Below are 20,326 nucleotides of genomic sequence, written 5' to 3' on the forward strand. Positions count from 1 at the left end.
TATGCAAGAGAGACTATTTGATTTAATTGGCGCTAAATTGGGTTGGGGCGCACAAAATCATTTAACTCAACAAGGGCCTGAAGTTTTTAAAGATTTTGCAACAATGCCAAAAATATCGTGGCGTTCAATGCTAAGCCCTTCTGTTTCTTATGAAAATAATCTCAAATTGAATTATCCAGAGCGCTTACAGCAAGTTTATGGATTATGCGAAAAACTAGCTAGCGAAGTTCAGCAAACAATAGCCTCAAAGCATTATCCATTAGTGATTGGGGGCGATCATGCGATGGCTATTGGCACTTGGAGTGGTGCTGTTCATGCATTGGCAGCTTCACAAGCTTTTGGATTAATCTGGATTGATGCTCATATGGATTCACATACCCCACAAACAACCCCCTCAATGGCTATCCATGGTATGCCATTAGCGGTGTTAATGGGATATGGCGAGTCGGCATTAACCCATCTTGCAGGGCCAAGTCCCAAATTAAATCCTCGCCATGTTGTCTTGATTGGGGTGCGTAGTTTTGAACAAGGGGAAGCTGCGTTATTAAAAGAGTTAAATGTTACTGTTTATTACATGGACGATGTGAAGAAATTAGGTGTTAAAACCGTATTTGAGAAAGCCTTACAACAGGTAACTCAAGGCACTAAAGCATTTGGCGTGAGTGTTGATTTAGATGCATTTGATCCCGCCTTGGCTCCTGGGGTTGGTACGCCAGAACCAGATGGCTTGCCTACAAAAGAAGTATTGGCTGCGTTAAAAGAAATTTCGAGTCACCCTCTTTTTTGTGCGTTAGAGATTGCAGAATTGAACCCTAATAAAGATAGTGACAATAAGACACTTATCTTAACTCAGAATATAGTGGAAAGTGTGGTAAAACATGAATAATCAAGAATGGATTGCTAAAGAAGAAAAACATTGTGCCCATAATTATCATCCCTTACCCATTGTGCTGACCAAAGGCCAGGGTGTTTGGCTTTGGGATATTGAAGGAAAACGTTATTTAGATATGATGTCAGCTTATTCTGCTATTAGTTTAGGACACTCACATCCTAAATTAATTTCTGTATTGAAAGAACAAGCGGAAAGACTCTGTGTTGTATCTAGAGCATTTCATGCAGATACGTTACAGCCATTTCTAGAGAAATTATGCACTGTTAGTGGAATGGATATGGCATTACCGATGAATTCGGGTGCAGAAGCGGTTGAAACCGCATTGAAAGCAGCACGGCGCTTTGGTTATGAACAAAAGAGCATTCCTGATAATCAAGGAGAAATTATTGTTGCTAGAGATAATTTTCATGGACGCACGATTAGTATTATTAGCTTTTCAACAGAAAAAGCCTACCAAGAACATTTTGGACCGCTGACGCCAGGATTTGTAACAATACCATTTGGTAATAGTGAAGCCTTAAAACGAGCGATTACCCAAAATACCTGTGCTTTTCTCGTAGAACCTATTCAAGGTGAAGCGGGTATTCAAATTCCACCTAAAGGTTGGCTCAAAGAATGCGAAGAGATTTGTCGTGCAGAAAACATCTTATTCATTCTAGATGAGATACAGTCCGGGTTAGGAAGAACGGGAAAAATGTTTGCCTTCGAGCATGAAGATGTGCAACCTGATGGATTAATTTTAGGTAAAGCATTGGGAGGCGGTATTTTACCGGTATCCGCATTCTTAGCAAGAAAAGAAGTCATGGATGTTTTTGCGCCAGGCACTCATGGATCAACGTTTGGCGGTAATCCACTTGCTGCTAAAATTGGACTCGCTACACTTGGAGTCTTTGAGGATGAAGACATTGTTAAAAATAGTTTTGAGATGGGAAATATTTTATTACAAGCGTTACGTACAATTAAACATCCATTAATTAAAGAAGTGCGTGGAAGGGGATTATGGATTGGAGTTGAGATAAATAAACCTAATGTTGCTCGAGCTATTTGTGAGAAGATGATGACATTAGGTGTTTTAGCGAAGGAAACGCATGATACGGTTATTCGTTTTGCGCCGCCACTTATTATCAAAGAAAACGAAATTGATTTTGCGGTAGCGCAGTTTGCGAAAGCGTTAGAGGAGTTCTAATGCTTTCGTTTCTGATGAGGGCTTTGCTTGGCTGCTGTCGGTTTAAATGCCGGTTTTGTCGTTAATTCTTGTTTAGATCTAGGTTCTGGGCTCATTGCATGACTGCTTGCTTGGTGTTGCCAAGCTTTAAATGTATCGGTCCATAATTGGGTTAATATTCGCGCTGATGTTAGCATTTGGGCATTCATACCTAGATACGGTTTTTGCCAATTCATTCTCGTGTATCTGTATAATGTTTGAGGTTGCTGTCTTAATTCCATACAGTGCGTGAACCAACGTGCATTTTCATGTGCTGCTTGCTGCAATGACCATTGTTGCCAGGTTAGCCAGTCCCACCATCCTTGCCAAAAATGTTGTTGTATCGCTTGATAGTTTTGTAACCATTCTTGGTTAAAAGTGGCATAGGGATGATACGGATCATTTTCCAACGTAGGCATATGAAAGCCTGGAAATGCATTCTTCATTACATTAAAAGGATCAAAGGGTAACTTAGCATGTAGATTCATGATTTATACCTTATGGCGAAATCTTAAAGAACGACTACCTTATAAGTTTAATCTAACTTTGCAATGCAGCAATTGAAATTATTTATGCTGCAAACAAGCACAGTTAAAGAGGTTTGCATGAATCAATATAGTGCTTATGCGTTATTAGCTTTAGCACAAGCTGCAATTGCGGTGAATGTTGTTGTGGGAAAATTTGTGATAGAAGCACAAATGCCCATTTTTGTATTTCTTGGCGTACGTTTTTTGATTAGTAGTGTATTTTTGAGCGTGTTGATGGTATTAGGAAGAATATCGCTGATTTCACCAACGCATCCCACAAGAAGACTTGAAAAGCGAGATTGGATTTTTTTATTAGGTCAAGCAATGACGGGGGGCTTTTTATTTAATTATTTATTCTTTTGGGGAATTGAATCAACGACGGCAACCTCTGCCGGTATTATTAGTAGTACGTTACCTGCATTTTTAGCGATTGCCGCTTTCATTGTATTACAAGAAAAATTTACACGCTTAAAAGTGTTTGGCATTATCTTGGCTATTCTGGGTATTATTGTAATCAATTTAGATAATGGCACTGATCCTGATGCCGTGACCGGCAGTTTTTTTGGAGATTTTTTAGTACTGTTAGCTATTTTACCCGAAGCGCTGTATTCCATTTTTAACAAATGCATTAGCCATCGTGTCACACCTTTAGGGAGCGCATGTGTTGTCAATTGGATGATTTTTTTGTTGATATTGCCTTTATGTTTGGGATCATTAGAAAATGTAGATATGTCAGCTTTCCCGGATCATTATTGGGGTTTAATTGCCATAGGGAGTTTGTGTGGCGCATTTTTTTACTGGGCATGGGGAAAGGGATTACAAATTATCCCAGCCAGTACTGCGGCAATATTTGGTGGTGTATTACCAGTGGTGATTTCTTTACTGGGCTATTTTTTCCTAAATGAAATTTTTGGATGGTATGATTTGTGTGGCATGCTCTTGGTATTTGCTTCCATTGCTACAGGGGTTGAAAGGAAGCCTAGAAAAAAGATAGCAGTAAAAAATATTGGTCACAGTTATGAGCTGTAACCAAACGATTTTTTTACCAGCTCTACTTTATCAGGTAAAGAAGAAATTGTTTCTACAGATTGTTGAGACGAACTAATGACGTTATATCGAAAAAAAATACTATCTTGACAGACAGGAGGTAACATCGTTATTTCGCTTGGGAAACTTGTGGTATTTTCACTTATGTATTGTACGCATAAGTTGTAAAGGGTTGGAAATTTTGATTTGATAAGTTCTACTGAGAATTCGAGATTACCAAAAGCACTTGCATGTTGGTCAGGAGTAAAACCTTCGCTACATTTTTGGTTTAATGCCGGCCTTAAGCAACAGAAAAGCTCTAATAAGCTATTCTTTATTGAAGAATCCAGGGTAGAATTCTGGGCTAAATAATGTAAAGGGATTCTTTCTTGCCTATCTTGAGCATTAACATCGGCTTTTGCCATTAGCAATAATATAATGCAATCGGTATGGCCTTGAAAGCAGGCTAAATGTAAGGGAGTTTGTTGCTCACAATTAGATAAATTAATATTGGCACGATGTTTAATAAGTAATTCTAAAGCCTGGCTGCTACCGTTAAATGCAGCAAGATATGCAGCAGACTCACCGAGAGTGGTTGTTATATTAATGTCAAGTGTGGGCTTATATTGTAACAAAGCATAAAGATGAGTGTAACGGTTGTAAAAAGCAAGATAATGCAAAGCACCAAAGCCGTCCTGATTGGGTAGAGAAGCATCCGCATGATGTTCCAAAAAATAATTAAAAATATTGGCACTACACCCTTCTTTGGCGGCATGATGAAATAAAGTGTTGTGATTCGCATCATGTGATTTCAGTAAACCAGGATTATTATTGAGAGTCTGAATGATAAACCCATCATCTCGCAATTTAAGTGCATCTACGACATTGTTAAATACTGTTTGATCATCTGAAGAAGTGGGCCAATAACCTTGCATAATCTGAGTAACCTGTGTACATGTTAAATTATATCGAATGTTATCACGCAAACTAACTATGGTCAAAGGTATTATTGGCCTGATAAATGGTACTTTAACTTTGATTCGGACGTTTTGTCGTACCTCTGCTTGGGGTCTTGTTCTTAGTTGATGTATTGGCTCTGGGTGGTGTCACACCCTTATGTTTTTCTTTTAATGTGGTTAATGCACCTGCTCGCTTGTTGTCCTTAGTGCCAGAACTTATTTTTTCTTGGGCAGCTTTTTCTTTTTCAAGTTCAATTTGCTGCTGTTGTTTTTTTGCTTGCTCATTATTTTCTTTAAATTGAGTATCTAATTCTGAAGTAATGTCGTGTAGTTTTTTTGCCCCTTTGCTGAAGTGAAACTTGCGATCAGTATGTTGTTTCCAATTATCATTAGGATCGTTATGCATAATGCTACAGTGAGTAAATTGATGATGATCTATTGGTGGTTTTCCGAAAGCTTCTTGTACCATTTTAGAGTCAGTTACAATTTCGGTATGTCCAATGCTGATATGGATTCTAGGATCAAATTTAAAGAGAATACCATTGTCTCTAAAAACAGATTGGATCTCTGCGCGCATTTTTTCATAATGCTCTGACTCTTCATTGAGTGTCACAATCACATCTTTTCCATTTCCCCACATTTCAACACCCGTGATACTAAAAGCTAAATCGTCATATTTTTTTAGTATAGATGAAAGTTTTTTCGCAATTTTTTCCTGTTGTTTAACAGGAAGTGGAGATTCCAACCAACCAATTGTAATATGTAAATTAGAAGGGGGTACCCAATGTGTGCCCGATGTTGGTTTTCGCCATTGCTTTATGGATTGTTCAAGTGTTGTTCCGATAATAGGAATGCCAACGTAGTAATTCAATTGCTCAGAATGAACAGTCTCATGAACATGAGTATTTTTTTGTACATCTACATGATTACTGGCTTGTAGTTTTTGTAATACTTCTGCTGCATAATCTTTTGAAAGATAATAATCGGGCAAATGGCTACCGCGAAGCTGTTGTTGGTGTTCTAATTCTTGAACAACATAAGGATCAACAGGGTATACATATTTTTCATAGCCGGGTCCGGGTACATAATCAAGGCCATATGTTGTGGATGATTGCATGATTTCGTGAACAGAATGATCACGTCCTGGTAACATAAAAGCAAGGTAGGCCATTTTAATCGTGTGTAATTCTAGCTCTCGACGTTTAAGTTCGTCATCGATGCCAAGGCCAACGAGTCCTGCCATTGCGGTGGATTGGTCAAGTGTACCTGATATTCCTGCATAAACCGGTAAATTAAAAGCATGGACTTGCTTCAGATATTCTTTAGCACGTTGACCCATTTCTGACTCAGGTTTATCTTTAAATACTGCAGCCCCTGTGCCAAAATTAAGAGGTTGCCAAGGTCGATTTTTATCTTCTGGATCCCAATTCCATTCACCAATTTGATTCATAAGTTCTCGAGAAGTTAACTTCATGCGGTGATAAGTATTCATATCGACAAGGCCTTCCATGACGGCCCTCACTGTAATATTTGGGTTTTGCTTGTAAAATTCTGCTACTTCATCATGACTATTGGGGTCGCGAAGTTCTCGATTGACAGCAGCATTTGCTCCATAACGAAAAATTGGAGGTATATAACTAACAGGTCGTCGGTTCATTTCATCAATAAAATCTTGATCAAGATGCCAGCCTTTTTTGTGAGTGCTCAACCATTTGTTGATGAAATCAATTCTTTCCTGGTCGCGAATAACGGCATTAGCAAAATGATTATTCATATAAACAAAATACATTTTGTTACGAAATTCCGCCGTACGATTGTCAGGCTCCCCTGTTTCAAGCATGTTTAAATAAGCCAGTGGATTCCCTCCCAACGTACCCGGAGAATTTTGATGTATACTCATATCACCGGCAACCCGATGACGAACTTCCATTTGCTTTCGTTCGTCAAAGCTTGCATAGGGATCAGTTTTCATTATGCCGACATAATAGAGTTGCGTGGCGATGTCTTTATATTCTAAATGTCCGTAATCATGCATTAAAAATTGGGCAGTATCGAGTAATTTTTTTTGATTTTCTGGAAGCCCTTTATAAATTTTAAATTCTTCAACGAGTTTTTTGCCGATCTCTTTTCTTTTCTGCTTATTGATAAATGATAAGAATTTCTCTCTTTTCTGCTCATCTTTAATAAAATCATCTAAGCTTATATTCTTATCTTGGTTAGCCATAGCGGCAATAATTTTATTATAGGTTTCATCATTAGGATCAGAGCTTATAATACTCTTGATGTTGTCGGTAATTGCTGAATATGTTACACAAGCTGGCTGCATTTCAATGATCTCTTCAGAAGTAAATCCATGCAGCTTCATTTGTCCTGCCGTAACAGGTATCATTGGGATACCTTTTTGTATTTCCCATTCGATATAAGCATCGTACAAATCTAAGTAGCGTTGGCTATAGACATTTGCAAATTGGAGTAACGCACCCGGGTTTGTTGATTCCATTTTATCATGGGTTCTAAATTTATCATTAAAAGGAGCTATTGGTGGATTACGATGTACATATTGTAATGCTACATCTGCCATGGAATGTTCCATTAGTCTTATAGCACGTTGGTATTCTTGTATGCAGTGTTGAGTTACTTGATCTCTATACGGTTTAGGGCAATTTATTTCGTCTAATGGAATTGCTACAGGAGCAGGTTTTTTAAAAACAGGTGGTTCATCGCTGCGCCAATCTTTAAATTTATTGACGGATGATGGTTGAGCAGCTAAAGAGGTCGCCGAAGCTTTAGGCAGTGATGCACTTGTGGTTACGATAGGAGGGTAAATAACAATAGGGCTCGGCGTTTGCAAAGCTTTTTGTGGTTGAAGAGTGGAAAGGATTTTTTTTATTGCCGTCTTGAAATCTTGATGCTGTTTAAACAGGAGTTTAATATTGATTCCTATATCATTAGAAGATTTGTTCCTTTTTTCAATATCTGTAATGATATTTACCCATTCGCTTTTTAGCTGCGTATTGTTTTCTATTAAACTAACAAGATTAGCTAGCGCTTCATTTGTTTGAATACTTAAACCTTGTTTAATGCGAGGGTAAGGATTAAAAAGATTATTCACTTGCATGATTTGAGTATAAGATGACATAAACATACCTCTATCTGGAATTCATTTAACTTTTCGACTGAAAAGATAAAAAAAAATTCCGCCTATTTGGTAATAGGACAAAAGATAATTTTTGTGTGGCTGCATCAATTGGATAAAGAAGGATGGCGAAAAAAAGGGGCAAGTAGCTCCCCTTTGTTTATTTATTTAGTATTGAGGGCCGCTTGAAATTCTTGGCGTTTTGCCAAGAATGAACCACTTAGAACATAACCCTGTAAAACGCCCAGTTTGTCGTAAAACAAACCTTGGTAATGGTTATCAAGATTCTCAAATTGCCATGAACCTTCAATGCCTCGTTTTGGAGGCGCTGTTATAATAGGGTAGCAATCTACCTTCAATGAAACGGGTAAGTTTGGTAGAACCGCTTGGGTTGGATTGCCATTGAGTGTTTGTGCCAATGCGCGTGCGCACACAAGAATAGGTGAAACATATTGACGACATTCTGAGCCATATTCAGCGCAGTCGCCTAATGCATAATGATTCGACACGCTACTTTCCAGAAATGAGTTAACGACAATTCCTTGATTGACGGATAATCCAGCTGTTTTTGCGATAGCAATATGGGGCGCAAGCCCAATGGCGACTAAGACGGCATTGGTTTGTAATGTCTTGCCATTTGAAAGGCTTAAATAACAATCATGATTCTGCGTGGCTTCGGTTACATGCGCTTTTGTGTGCCATGAAACGCCTTTCTCGGCAAGTGACGCTCTTAATGCATCACCAACAGGTTCTGGTACTAAGCCATAAAGAGGGTAAGGATCCGGCGTGATAACTTCGATAGACAAATGGCTTTTGGTAAAATCATGAGCAAACTCACAACCGACTAAACCACTCCCAATAATCGTCAAATGTTGCCATGATGCTTGAGCGTTTTTGAATTTTGCATAATCCATCAAACTATTAATACGATAATGAGAATGCAGCTTTTCGATTATCGGTAATGGTTTGGGATTAGCTCCCATTGCAAAAACGAGCTTTTGATAAGCCAGATTTTGCAAATGATTATCGGTTTGTACAGAGAGTGTTTGGGTTAGCGTATCAATATGCTCTACATTACTATAAGTGAGAATAGTAGCATTTAATTGTTGTTGCATTAATGCAACATCGGTAATGATTAAGTCTTGAGGAGATTTCGCTTGATGCATTGCAGTTGATAGCAATGGTTTCGAATAAAAATGTCCGTCATCTTGAGTGAGTAGTATGAGTGGTGTATGTGTATCTAATTTGCGGAATTCTTTAGCAACGCTATAGCCTGCGAGCCCCGTACCAATAATAACAATCGGAAGACTTTGTGTCATACTATTTAAAACCCAAGCAATTTATAAGTTGAATAAATTTCTAAATAATTATCATGGCGATTTTATCACACCTCACACAACGTTTATACCAGTATGCGCTGCTGATGCGCTTACATCGCCCGATTGGCACATTGTTATTGCTCTGGCCGACTTTGATTGCCATATGGATGGCAACACAAGGCACTCCCCCATTGCCTTTAGTATTGATTTTTGTGGCGGGTGTCATAGTGATGAGAGCCGCAGGTTGTGTCATCAATGATTTTGCGGATAAAGATTTTGACGGCCATGTTAGCCGAACGAAAGCAAGACCTATTGTGAGCAAACAGGTTTCCTCACGCGAAGCGCTTATCTTATTTTTAGTGTTGCTCTTATTGGCATTTGGGTTAGTGTTATTAACGAATACCATGACGGTGCGATTGTCATTTGTCGCGCTTCTTTTAGCAACGGCCTATCCTTTTATGAAACGTTATACGCATTTTCCACAAGTGATTTTGGGAGCTGCTTTTGGTTTTGCGATACCGATGGCTTATAGCGCAATAGACCATTCCTTATCGACGGATTGCTGGTTACTTTATGCTGCGGCAATACTGTGGGCAATTGCCTACGATACCTTGTATGCCATGGTTGATAAAGAAGATGATTTGAAAGTGGGGATAAAATCAACGGCGATTGCTTTTGGCCGTTATGATAAACAGGCGGTACTAGGATGCCACTTGTTAATGATGTGCCTCATGATGATATTAGGTTGGCAGACAGAACGAGGTATCTATTATTTTTTAGGTATTGTTTTTGCATTGGGCTTTGTTTTTTATCAGCAATGGTTAATTAAAAATCGTGAAAAGGACGCTTGTTTTAACGCATTTTTGAATAACCAATGGGTAGGTGCCGCTTTATTTGCAGGCACCGTATTTGATTTTTACTTATAAGTATTTTTGCTGGATAAACATTCCTGCATCGTATTGCCAATTTGCAATAAGGTTTGCTCATAAAGTTTAGGGCCTTTAGAAAAATGCACACCGAGTGGATCCAGTTCGCGGATTTGAATAGGCAATGCACCCAAGCTGTTTTCAATCATTTTTTCACTAAATTCCGTTTCTTTAAAAACACATTTTACACCGCGATCTTGAATCAGTGCTTTGATATGCGCGAGTCCATTGGCACTCAGTGGTAAGTGGGGATTAAGCACCATGGTACCTGCTCCGTGCAAATCAAATTCCTTTTCAAAATATTGATAGCCATCATGATAGACCAGAAAGGGTTCACTTTGTACGTTGGCAAGTTGTGCTTGTAGCGTTTTCTTTAATGCTTGTAATTGTTGCAGCGTTTTTTGTGCATTCGCTTGATATTGCTTTGCATTTTGAGGATCAATTTGCGCCAAGCGATTTGCGGTTGTCGTCACAATGGCTTTGGCATTGTTTATTGATAACCAAAGGTGTGGATCGAAATCACCGTGATCATGATGATGATCATGTTCATGCGAGTCTTCTGCATCATGATGTTCCCATTCTCTTCCTTCTCGCAAAGGTAACTTAATGATATTGTCGAGTTTATCGATCTCAATGAAACCATATTGCGGTTTGAGTGAAGAGAGCGGCTTAACCATAAACGTTTCAAGGGATGGCCCCACCCAGATGATCAAATCAGCGCCTGCTAAGGTTTTGAGCGTTGAAGGTTTTAGCATAAAGGTATGTGGTGAAGCACCATCAGGGAGAATAAGCGTAGGTTCACCTATACCTTCCATAACACTCGCAACTAGCGAATGGATGGGCTTTAACGTTACGGTAACATGAGGCACTGTAGCTAGAACATTTGTGCTAAGGGCACAAAAGCAGCACAGGACGAAGAAAAAGCGATTTAACAACCTGGTCATAAGGTTTCCTGTGAATGAAACACTCAAATTATGCTTCGCATTTTGAAGTGTAACGGGTATATACTATCGAATATTATGACAAACCAATCCATTATATCAGATAATCTTATTGAAGCCTGCGCGGTGAATTACCGTGAAGGAACCAAACTGATTCTTCAAGATATTAGCTTAATTTTGAAGAAAGGGCAGATTGTTTCCATTGTTGGCCCTAATGGTGCTGGTAAAACAACCCTGCTGAAAATCCTTTTAGGTCTTATCAAACCAACAACGGGCAAGGTTAGCACCGTCCCCCATTTGCGAATTGGGTATATGCCACAACGTTGGCAGGTCGACCCCCTTTTTCCATTAACCGTTAAACGGTTTTTGCAGCTTGGCCAGGCGGATGTTTCTTTAGAAAGGACTTTGTTAGAAGTGGGCATTAAACAGCAGATTCTGGCAAATCCTCTATACACCTTGTCTGGAGGGGAGCTGCAAAGAGTATTGTTGGCAAGAGCGTTGCTTCGTCAGCCACAGTTGTTGGTGTTAGATGAGCCTGCACAAGGTGTTGATCTATTAGGACAAGGTGAGTTTTATGACTTGATAGCAAGGATCCGCGAACAACAAGGCTGTGCCATTTTATTGGTATCCCATGATTTGAATGTTGTGATGGCACAAACCGATATTGTTGTTTGTTTAAACCAACATGTTTGCTGTTCAGGACATCCAGAAAAAGTCAGCAAGGATCCGGCCTTCACTGCATTATTTGGTCATATTGCGCAAAATTTAGCTTTTTACACTCACCGTCATGATCATCATCACGATGTGCATGGGGAAGTGGTAGACACTCAGGATCATCGTCATGATTGATTATGCTGCATGGGATATTCGTTATCTTTTCGCTCCGCTAGCTGGCGGGATTGGCGTTTCCTTGGTCGCAGGGCCTTTAGGTGCGTTGATGGTATGGCGACGTTTGGCTTATTTAGGGGACACGTTATCACATTCTGGATTGCTGGGAATTACTCTGGCATTAGCACTCAACTGGGATCTCACTTTGGGTGTTTGCTTGATAGCCGTACTCATTGCGCTTTTACTCTTGGTATTGCAAACACGGATATTGGTTGCGCGTGATACATTATTAGGATTGTTATCCCATACCTCATTAGCGATTGGTTTATTGGTATTAGCAACGCTAGATACAGTGCGCGTTGATGTGTTGGGCTTTTTGTATGGTGACATTTTAGCCATTACTTGGAAGGATGTTATTACCATTTATGCCGGTGGATTATTCATCCTCGTCTTATTATCCCTCTTATGGCAAAAACTACTTCGAGCAACGGTACATGTTGAACTAGCAGAAGTAGAAGGTGTGGATACACAAAAAGTGGAAGCAGCCTATATTTTGTTACTGGCGATTGCGGTTGCCATTGCAATCAAAATTGTGGGTGTCTTGTTAATTACGGCTTTGCTGTTAGTGCCTGCTGCTGCGGCTCGGCGTTTATCAAGTAGCCCTGAGCAAATGGCTGCTATGGCAAGCGTGATAGGTCTCATTTCTGTGGTATGTGGTATTTTTGTTTCTCATTTTTGGGATTGTCCGACGGGTCCTGCCATCGTCGTGAGTGCCGCTGTTCTACTCATCATTTCAAGTATTATTATAAAAAAATCATACGCTTAGCCCATTTTTGGCTTTTTGGGGAGATGCTTTTTCTCAATAGATAAGAAAATTCCCTAAGAAAAGTAACTAATTTCTTTGCATTCTCAAAATGGCCGTGTTAGTGTTTAAAACCCTGTTGGGTTTGGATAGATTGTCAATAGGATTTGATGAGTCTTGTCTGATAAATCGATAGGGTCGTCTTGAGTAATAGGTAGTTGTTTAGGAGGGCGTATGCCAAATATATTGACGAATGTCCTGGGAGGGATCCAAAACGTCGCAAAAGGATTATTGCCATCAAATTTTCCGGTGGATTTTGAATCTTCACCACCAGCAAATCGTGATCTCATCATTGCTTATGCGCCATTAGTACGTAAATTAGCCGATGGAACCAAAGTAGCTGTAGGTACTTTTATTCCAGAGCTTTATGTATTGGCGAATACGGAGCAAGGTTCACTGCGTTGCCAAATTGAAGAAAGAGAATGGAAAGCAGCGCGCGAAGCGCAAAAGCTACCTGTAACGGTTGCCGCTTTACAAAAGACGCGTCCCGATTTATTTAAAGCCCTTTATCGTCAAGATACGGATAGCAAAAAACCTGTTCGCAAGAGTGCATTTGAATTAGCAATCTGCCCCTCACATAAGCAGCGTGCGATTGAGCTTCATGTTGAGAAAGAATATCGTTACCGGCAGGATAACCGATTACCATTTCCTGCAATGGTTTCCAAATATCGTGTTGGACCTGATTATTTACAGCATATTCAGGAAGTAGGTTTAGAGCTCAAAGAATTCCCGGGCAACTGCAAAGTCAATTTATTGAACCCAAATCCAACTAAGAGTGAAAAAATCTATCACTACTTAGGGCAGAATTTAGCTTATTTAGTAACCTTCAGCGCTGCGCTTGCCATGATAGAAGTGATGATGCTGATGGGAGTGACTTCACCGGTTGTTTTAGGTTTAGGGGTGGTTGGCACTTACTTGGCTAAAAAGACGGGTAATGACTTTGGCTTATATGATGTGGCTGAAGGTTTAATACGAGATCTTGGCTGGTTAACCTCAAAAGATCTGGGTTATCGTGGTAAATTCAGCATTATGAACGCCTTGGGAACCGGGATTTATGTTGCTGCAATTGGCGTGGCTGCGTTCTTTGCAGTGACCGCGACTTGGGGTGGAAGTTTAGCATTGCCATGGGCCGTGCTTGCAAAAACCGGTATGGGCGCAACAGCTATTACTGCTTTACAAACTGGCTTCGCTGGCTTGTTTGCAGGTATTGCAGGTATTGGTGCTGTATTAGGGGCTGCATTCCCAATCCGTTATTTCTGGGGCATGAGTGTATTTGATAATCAAATTCACCTTGATAAGAAAGTGGCAGATGCTTTACCTGTATTGAATACAGAGAAAGATTTTAAAGCGTCACTTGCTAAACAACAGGAAAAATTGTTAACGAAATTAGATAAGTCTAAATATGAATTTACGGATACCGAGCGTAAAGCGTTATCCAAAGAAATCAATGCGACTTATTTAGGTTGGAAGAATCGCTTTGGCGCCCATCCTGCACCTAAACCGCAGGTGGCTGATGAAGCGAAACAGCCCAGAAGATCGCCAAGACTTAGCGGCAAATGCAGCTAAGCTTTCGTGAAAAAAACGGCGCTAGATGCGCCGTTTTTTTTTGCTTTTTAAAAAGCCGTTTATCGAAATACTGCTACCGCTAATCAGTGGCATTTGATCCTATTGCCGACATCGTAGACACTGCCCAAAAGGTTTGAATTGGGGAAGGTGTTATGTGGCAGCCATGGGAAGTTTGGTACCATCAGCTAAAAGGACATTATAAAAGTTGGTATCAGTCAGCTGCTGGTTTACGTACCTATCAGCGTCGTAAAATAAACAAATTATTAGAGCATACCAGTTGCCATATTCGTTTTTACCAATCTTATAAACGAGCAACGTTGTATGATTATCCCATTATTGATAAGTCATTTGTGCAAGAGCATTTTCCTTATTTGAATCAGGCAAAACTGACATCGATGCAAGCAACGCAAATAGGACACAACCAAGCGATAGAAGTTCACCAATCGTTAGGGACAGCAGGGTTACCAGGAATTTATTTATATTCAACGTACGAAAAAATAGCTTCTTTTGGTAACGTGCTGAGTAAAATGTTTCCTAAGCTATTTTGGAAAAATAAAAAAATAGCAGCCTTTCATCTCTCCACAGAACCTTATTTAGCAACCAAATTCTCAACCAGGAAAATGAATTGGTTACTATTAGATTTACATCGCTCATTTTCTGATTTGATCAATGAACTACAGCGTTTTCAACCTGAAGTGTTGGTAGGGAGTGTGCAAACTTTGTGTGAATTAGCCAAGCTGCAATTATCCGGAAAAATTTCATTACGTTGCTATCATATTATTGCAACGGCAGAAGTACTAACACCGCTCGCTGAAAATTTGATTAAGAGTGCTTTTCAACAAGAGATCCATCAATTGTATCAATGCGCTGAAGGAAGTCTGGGAATGACTTGCAAATATGGCACGATGCATTTGAATGAGGATGAATTTTATATTGAAAAAGAATGGATTGATCATAAACGCCAACGTTTTGTACCCGTGATCACCACATTAAAGCGCACTTTACATCCTCTAATACGTTATCGCATGGAAGATATTTTAGTATTGAGAAATTCTCCCTGTTTGTGTGGTAATCCTGCATTAGCCGTCGATAAAATTGTTGGTCGTTGTGAAGATGTTTTGTATTTTAAACAACGAGTGAATTCAGGATTAAAGCCTATTTATGCTGATACGCTAAATCAAGTGTTAGGCGAGGTTGCGCCTTTTGTACACCAATATCAAATACTACAGCATTCTATGCGGCACCTTGAGGTGAAAATAAAGGCTGATGATTTTGCTTTGGCAGAAAATGCGATGAGCAAACAATTACAGAAATTGTGGGAGCTTGAGATAGTAGAGCCACCACAGCTGGAATTTGTGAGATTAGAACCAACACGATTAGATCAGATGTTTCGAACGACAAAAAGGCTGGAGAAAACGGCAGTACCTTTTTGACCTAATATGGTCTATTCATTACAAAATGGTCAGCCATTTTATGAATAAAGAAAGAGGTAATATGCATTCAGGTCCCCGTAAGACAAAAATAAAATTGATTGAAGAAGAAATTGAAAAGACCAAAAAAATCATGGAGAACAATATTGATAAATTACTTGAGCGAGGAGAAAAGCTAAACGCTTTGCAAGATAAATCACAAGAATTAAAATTACAAGCACAACTATTTAACCAACAAGCCTTAGCATTAAAGAGAGCTGAATCATTTAAGAATTTTACTTGGAGCATGGTATTGTTTGGTGCTGTAGTTGGAGCGGGATTTGGACTTTATGGTCTTGCTACAGGATATCATTTAGCGGTTGTGCCTATTGCAATGGCAATAGGATCGGGGCTTGCTTATGCATTGACCTGGCCGATATCAGCCATATTTAAACACTATCAAAAGCTCTCACTTGCAACTGCTGAGACTTTAAAACAACCGATAACCAGCCTCGTACCAAAAAAACACAAGATCTTATTGGAAGAGATCAAAGGTTTTCAGCCACATTATTTAATGCAAGAATTTTCAGCTGTTCGCAGCAAAGAACCGCCGCCAAAAGCGGCGATTCGTCTTCCTAAGTTGTTGCGTAACGATGTAAGAGTTCTTTGAAATCATGTGCGATGGCATGAGGTTTGTCGCCTTGGGTGAAGATAGCGGCTAATTCACCTTGTGGGTTAATGAGGAGGATTGTGCCGCTGTGTTCAATATGATCGGCTTCGGGTGCTTTTTCTTGCGCCATATGCACACCGATTGCTTTGGTTAAAGCACTAATATCTTCCTTTTTGCCCGTTACACCGACAAAAGCTGTGCCACGGAATTTATCTTGTTGTAAGAAATCTTTTAACCTTGCTTGCGTATCTTGTTCTGGATCAATCGTAATAAAAATAAACTGCAACATGGGGTTATTGCGCAGGCGCTGTGAAATTTGATGCATCGCTTGTAGGGTTGTTGGGCATAAATCAGGGCATGAACTATAACCAAAAAAGACAAAACTCCAACGAGACTCAAATGCATTGCGATTAAATAGATGACCATCCATATCAACTAATGAAAATTCAGGAAGCTTGTGCCCCCCTGCTAATGCGGTGCCGGAACTTAATGGTGCTAAGGATTGAGCACCCGAAGTAGTGTTGCTAACGTGATTTTCACGCCAGATCCCAATAGCCAGCGCAATGCCAATAATAAAAATAATAAATAAAGTGTGCTTTTTCATGTCGTAGCCTTAAGAGAAGTGCATAAAATAAGGTAAATAATGATCAATCAACAGACCAATGAATAAAACCATCAAGTAGATGATGGAATAAGCAAAAGTATGTAATGCAATTTTGGGGTCATCGTGGCGATATAATTTGATGCCATAATAAAGAAAATGAAAGCCAAGGCCTAATGCCAAAATGAGATAAGTCACACCACACATGCCGGTTAAATACGGCAAAATAGTTGATGCGATCAGGAGTACGATGTAAAGTAAAATGCAAAACTTCGTAAAACGAATACCGTGCGTAACTGGTAGCATTGGCAGATTAGCTTTAGCGTATTCCTCATGGCGATAAATAGCGAGCGCCCAAAAATGAGGAGGGGTCCAAGTAAAGATGATAAGGACTAACAATAAGCCAGAAGGATCAAGCTGTCCTGTTACCGCTGTCCATCCTAAAAGTGGAGGAGCAGCGCCTGCGGCTCCGCCAATCACAATGTTTTGTGGCGTTGCCCGTTTAAGGAACATGGTATAAATGAGTGCATAACCAACAAGACTAATTAAGGTTAGCCAAGCGGTTAAGGCATTAACCATCATTGTTAGAATACCTAAACCCACGGCTCCCAGGATAAATGAAAACCACATGGCTTGGATGGGACCTACGCGACCGCTTGCAATAGGACGTTGCTGGGTGCGTCGCATATGAATATCAATGCGTCGTTCAACAAGGTGATTAATCACCGCTGCAGAGCCTGCGGACATTGCAATACCAATGGTGCCAAAACAGAGTGCGTGCCAAGGAAAAATATTGGGCGGTGAAGCAAGCAGCATACCGATAGCGGAGGTTAACAGCATGAGCGCGACGACTTTGGGTTTACATAGTTCCCAATAATCATGCCAAAGCGCTGCTTTGATGAGCTCTGCTTTAGCCATGTTGTTGCTCCTTTACTTGGCAAATTTTGAAGTTGAAAGTAATGAGAGTTAATAATAGCAATGCACCCATTCCGTTATGAGCAACCGCAACGTGCAATGGCAGTGAGAAAACAATGTTTGAAATGCCAAGCGCCAATTGAATGCCTAAAAATAATGCCAGGCATCCTGCTACTTTACGTAACGGTGCATAACGCCATGCACTGCGTATTAATAAGATGCTAAAAATAAGTGTAATCAGTGCGCCAAGACGATGCATGACATGAATAGTGGTTCGGCCAGCAGTGTCTTGGAAAGCCAGCGGATTATCCATGTCAATGCCACCTAGGAAATTAAAAGCGGTGGAAAAATGGGTATTAGGCCACCAATGACCTTGGCAAGTGGGAAAGTCAGGGCAAATCAGAGCAGCGTAATTCGCGCTGGTCCAACCACCTAATAAAATCTGGCAAAATACGATGAGTAATGTAGCCAAGGCTAATGAAGATAATCCAGGTGCAATAGGGGTTGGTGCAGGATTTTTCTTGTTAAAAATGGTTAAAACACAAAGCCATAATAGACCTAGCGTGCAAAATCCGCCTAATAAATGTCCCATCACCGCTAAAGGGAATAAACGCATGGTGACCGTCCACATTCCCAATAACCCTTGGAAGATAACTAATAAAACCAGGGAGCCGGGAAGCCATAACGATAAAGTATGTTTCTTGCGCGTAAATAGTGTGATGAGTGCTAAAATAACGATCATTAAACCCAGCGATTCAGCAAAATAGCGATGCGTCATTTCTGTTTGCGCTTTTGCGACATCAACAGGCATCGTTGGATACGCAGCATTTGCTTTTTCAATGGCATCAGGGGTTTCTGGCGCTGCTAATTGTCCATAACAACCAGGCCAATCAGGGCAGCCAAGACCTGCATCTTTGAGCCTGGTGTAAGCGCCTAATAAAATGACGCAGAATGCAAGTAACACACTAAAAACACAAAAGCGTTTTAGCCAAATCGTCGCCGCTTGATTATCCAATCTTAGAAGTCCTTAATAATCGTTTAACATCGCTGAGAATATCGCGTGCTTGTGAATCGGCAGAATAACGCATCATTAAATTACCTTTGGGATCGATAATATAAACTTCCCCGACCATTTCACGTTCAAAATGTTGGCTAAGGCCAGCGAAGAGTTGATTGAAATCTGCAAGCGGCATAGTAATACGTTTCATATCAGGATAGTTGTCGCTAATAAACGTTTCACAGACACTTTTGTCACAGTTAGGATGTGCAATAAATAGTCTCTCTACGCGCGGAGTATCTTTGCCTAAAGCCGTACGGATTTGCTTTAGATTATAAAGCATATCGTGACACTCCAATCGGCAATTTTTAGGGCCTACATAAACTAACCACCATTTGCCCAATAATTGTTCACCTGAGATAGCCTGGTTTTTTTCTACATTAATAACAGGTGTAATTAAATCACCGTGATTATTGAGTTTAAGTTGGGCTTTGTTTCCCTTTTTATAAAGGGTATAAGCGAAACCAAAGGGGCCCAAAGTAATTAAAAAAATAAGCAAAATGATGATTTTTTGATGTTTGCCAGGTGTTTTAGACATAGTTATTTTCTCGTTGTAATTGGAAAAAAAATGAGAAAAGCAATAAAGTAATGGCTAATCCAAACCATTGGACAGCATATCCACGATGTCGCTCGGGTGATAACCAAGCTGTTGACTTTTCAGGTGATGAATTCAAGACAACTAACATTGGAAAAACCTTTTTATGCCATAAGGTGCTAAGTAGTTGAACATCAAGGTGTTGCATGCGCAGCGGCCATCGAATTTCTTGTGTTTCTAACGGGTTAGAAATGAACGGGTTACGATACGAGAAATCTAAATAACCTTCAATGGTAACTTCACCTATTATTGCTGGAATAGTCGGTAATTGTTGACGAGACTTGCCAAGCGGGATAAATCCACGGTCAATTAGCAGCCAGCTATCATTTGTCAGCGCAACCGGAGTAATGAGATGGTAGCCTACCTGACCATTTTTTATTTTGTTATCTAGCAAAATAGAGTATTGGTTCAGAAAAGTGCCTTGTAGGTGAACAGAGCGATAACGCTGCATTTCCCAAGAAAGCTGGGGGGCCAACAGGGTTGTGTTATTAAGAGGGGTTAAAGTGCTCGCTTCGTTTGCTTGGTTTTGTAATGCTAATTTTTGTTTTTCACGTAGCAGTTGCCAACACCCTAAGCCGCAAAGTAAAGTGACCCCGAGTAATGTAACGAGTGTTATCCATAATGAGGGTTTAAAAACCCAACGGTGCTTTGACATGACTGATCACTGGATTATTAAATTATTTATTTATGCCCTGATGCTGGGGATTGTTTTTTCGCTAGGCTCAGGAATGTATTACTTACTTTTTGCCAAAGAGCAGTCGCAAAAAACGGTTAAAGCATTAACGGTTCGTATTAGTCTATCGATAGGTTTATTTATTTTATTATTTATTGCCTTTGCTATGGGGTGGATTAGACCCCACAACTTATTACCCTAGAAACGCCCCGGGACGTTT

Annotated in this window: 20 protein-coding genes; 10 read left to right on the forward strand and 10 right to left on the reverse strand. The window is 40.0% G+C overall.

From position 1 onward, the window contains the following. Position 1 precedes the first annotated feature (1 nt). Complete coding sequence (locus HT99x_RS01335) at positions 2–886, forward strand: arginase family protein (protein WP_075066526.1); 885 nt, start codon at positions 2–4, stop codon at positions 884–886. Then, complete coding sequence (gene rocD, locus HT99x_RS01340; RefSeq protein WP_075066525.1) at positions 879–2,078, forward strand: ornithine--oxo-acid transaminase; 1,200 nt, start codon at positions 879–881, stop codon at positions 2,076–2,078. Before HT99x_RS01335 ends, rocD begins: the two co-directional genes overlap by 8 nt. On the opposite strand, the gene HT99x_RS01345 is transcribed toward rocD, so the two are convergent. After that, positions 2,075–2,584 carry a hypothetical protein gene (locus HT99x_RS01345; protein WP_075066524.1) on the reverse strand — a complete coding sequence of 170 codons (510 nt, stop codon included), beginning with the start codon at positions 2,582–2,584 and terminating at the stop codon, positions 2,075–2,077. The genes rocD and HT99x_RS01345 overlap by 4 nt on opposite strands. 117 nt (positions 2,585–2,701) lie before the next feature. On the opposite strand from HT99x_RS01345, the gene HT99x_RS01350 reads away from it, so the two are divergent. Then, complete coding sequence (locus tag HT99x_RS01350; protein WP_158003387.1) at positions 2,702–3,652, forward strand: EamA family transporter; 951 nt, start codon at positions 2,702–2,704, stop codon at positions 3,650–3,652. On the opposite strand, the gene HT99x_RS01355 is transcribed toward HT99x_RS01350, so the two are convergent. From HT99x_RS01355 to HT99x_RS01365, 3 genes are all read right to left on the reverse strand, one after another. Beyond that, positions 3,640–4,584 (reverse strand): ankyrin repeat domain-containing protein, encoded by a 945-nt coding sequence (locus tag HT99x_RS01355; RefSeq protein WP_075066522.1) that lies wholly within the window; start codon positions 4,582–4,584, stop codon positions 3,640–3,642. The genes HT99x_RS01350 and HT99x_RS01355 overlap by 13 nt on opposite strands. 94 nt (positions 4,585–4,678) lie before the next feature. After that, the gene (locus HT99x_RS01360; RefSeq protein WP_075066521.1) at positions 4,679–7,747 is read right to left on the reverse strand and encodes a 2'-5' RNA ligase family protein; all 3,069 of its coding nucleotides are present in this window, start codon (positions 7,745–7,747) and stop codon (positions 4,679–4,681) included. A 161-nt stretch (positions 7,748–7,908) separates the two neighbouring features. Then, on the reverse strand, positions 7,909–9,063 hold the full coding sequence (locus tag HT99x_RS01365) for an FAD-dependent oxidoreductase (protein WP_075066520.1): 1,155 nt from the start codon (positions 9,061–9,063) through the stop codon (positions 7,909–7,911). Positions 9,064–9,116: 53 nt separating this feature from the next. Between HT99x_RS01365 and ubiA the strand changes: the two genes are divergently transcribed. Then, positions 9,117–9,989 carry a 4-hydroxybenzoate octaprenyltransferase gene (gene ubiA / locus HT99x_RS01370; protein WP_075066519.1) on the forward strand — a complete coding sequence of 291 codons (873 nt, stop codon included), beginning with the start codon at positions 9,117–9,119 and terminating at the stop codon, positions 9,987–9,989. Here the strand turns inward: ubiA and HT99x_RS01375 are convergent. Then, positions 9,980–10,933, reverse strand: a complete 954-nt coding sequence (locus tag HT99x_RS01375; RefSeq protein WP_075066518.1) for a metal ABC transporter solute-binding protein, Zn/Mn family — start codon at positions 10,931–10,933, stop codon at positions 9,980–9,982. The two genes, ubiA and HT99x_RS01375, sit on opposite strands and share 10 nt — an antisense overlap. Positions 10,934–11,026: 93 nt before the next feature. Here HT99x_RS01375 and HT99x_RS01380 point away from each other — a divergent pair, with 93 nt between their 5' ends. The 5 genes from HT99x_RS01380 (at position 11,027) to HT99x_RS01400 (ending at position 16,265) form a co-directional block, all read left to right on the forward strand. Then, the gene (locus HT99x_RS01380) at positions 11,027–11,779 is read left to right on the forward strand and encodes an ATP-binding cassette domain-containing protein (RefSeq protein WP_075066620.1); all 753 of its coding nucleotides are present in this window, start codon (positions 11,027–11,029) and stop codon (positions 11,777–11,779) included. Continuing rightward, positions 11,772–12,584, forward strand: a complete 813-nt coding sequence (locus tag HT99x_RS01385) for a metal ABC transporter permease (RefSeq protein WP_075066517.1) — start codon at positions 11,772–11,774, stop codon at positions 12,582–12,584. The genes HT99x_RS01380 and HT99x_RS01385 overlap by 8 nt, the downstream gene beginning before the upstream one ends. 210 nt (positions 12,585–12,794) lie before the next feature. After that, complete coding sequence (locus HT99x_RS01390) at positions 12,795–14,186, forward strand: hypothetical protein (RefSeq protein WP_075066516.1); 1,392 nt, start codon at positions 12,795–12,797, stop codon at positions 14,184–14,186. Positions 14,187–14,338: 152 nt separating this feature from the next. Beyond that, a complete protein-coding gene (locus HT99x_RS01395; protein ID WP_075066515.1) occupies positions 14,339–15,619 on the forward strand; it encodes a F390 synthetase-related protein in 1,281 nt (426 codons plus the stop codon). A 61-nt stretch (positions 15,620–15,680) separates the two neighbouring features. Beyond that, positions 15,681–16,265: a synaptobrevin family protein gene (locus HT99x_RS01400; RefSeq protein ID WP_075066514.1), complete on the forward strand. Its 585-nt coding sequence runs from the start codon at positions 15,681–15,683 to the stop codon at positions 16,263–16,265. Here HT99x_RS01400 and HT99x_RS01405 read toward each other — a convergent pair. From HT99x_RS01405 to HT99x_RS01425, 5 genes are read right to left on the reverse strand one after another with little or no spacing between them, the layout of a single operon-like run. Further along, the gene (locus HT99x_RS01405) at positions 16,231–16,869 is read right to left on the reverse strand and encodes an SCO family protein (protein ID WP_075066513.1); all 639 of its coding nucleotides are present in this window, start codon (positions 16,867–16,869) and stop codon (positions 16,231–16,233) included. The genes HT99x_RS01400 and HT99x_RS01405 overlap by 35 nt on opposite strands. Positions 16,870–16,878: 9 nt before the next feature. Further along, the gene (cyoE, locus tag HT99x_RS01410; protein ID WP_075066512.1) at positions 16,879–17,784 is read right to left on the reverse strand and encodes a heme o synthase; all 906 of its coding nucleotides are present in this window, start codon (positions 17,782–17,784) and stop codon (positions 16,879–16,881) included. Next, entirely contained in the window at positions 17,777–18,796 is a 1,020-nt protein-coding gene (locus tag HT99x_RS01415; RefSeq protein ID WP_200957125.1) for a COX15/CtaA family protein, read from the reverse strand. Before HT99x_RS01415 ends, cyoE begins: the two co-directional genes overlap by 8 nt. Then, entirely contained in the window at positions 18,789–19,376 is a 588-nt protein-coding gene (locus HT99x_RS01420; RefSeq protein ID WP_075066511.1) for a redox-active disulfide-containing membrane protein, read from the reverse strand. The genes HT99x_RS01415 and HT99x_RS01420 overlap by 8 nt, the downstream gene beginning before the upstream one ends. Next, a complete protein-coding gene (locus HT99x_RS01425) occupies positions 19,369–20,088 on the reverse strand; it encodes an SURF1 family cytochrome oxidase biogenesis protein (protein WP_075066510.1) in 720 nt (239 codons plus the stop codon). The genes HT99x_RS01420 and HT99x_RS01425 overlap by 8 nt, the downstream gene beginning before the upstream one ends. Between HT99x_RS01425 and HT99x_RS01430 the strand changes: the two genes are divergently transcribed. Continuing rightward, the gene (locus tag HT99x_RS01430) at positions 20,087–20,308 is read left to right on the forward strand and encodes a twin transmembrane helix small protein (protein WP_075066509.1); all 222 of its coding nucleotides are present in this window, start codon (positions 20,087–20,089) and stop codon (positions 20,306–20,308) included. The genes HT99x_RS01425 and HT99x_RS01430 overlap by 2 nt on opposite strands. Positions 20,309–20,326 lie beyond the last annotated feature (18 nt).

Source organism: Candidatus Berkiella aquae, assembly GCF_001431295.2.
GTDB lineage: Bacteria > Pseudomonadota > Gammaproteobacteria > Berkiellales > Berkiellaceae > Berkiella > Berkiella aquae.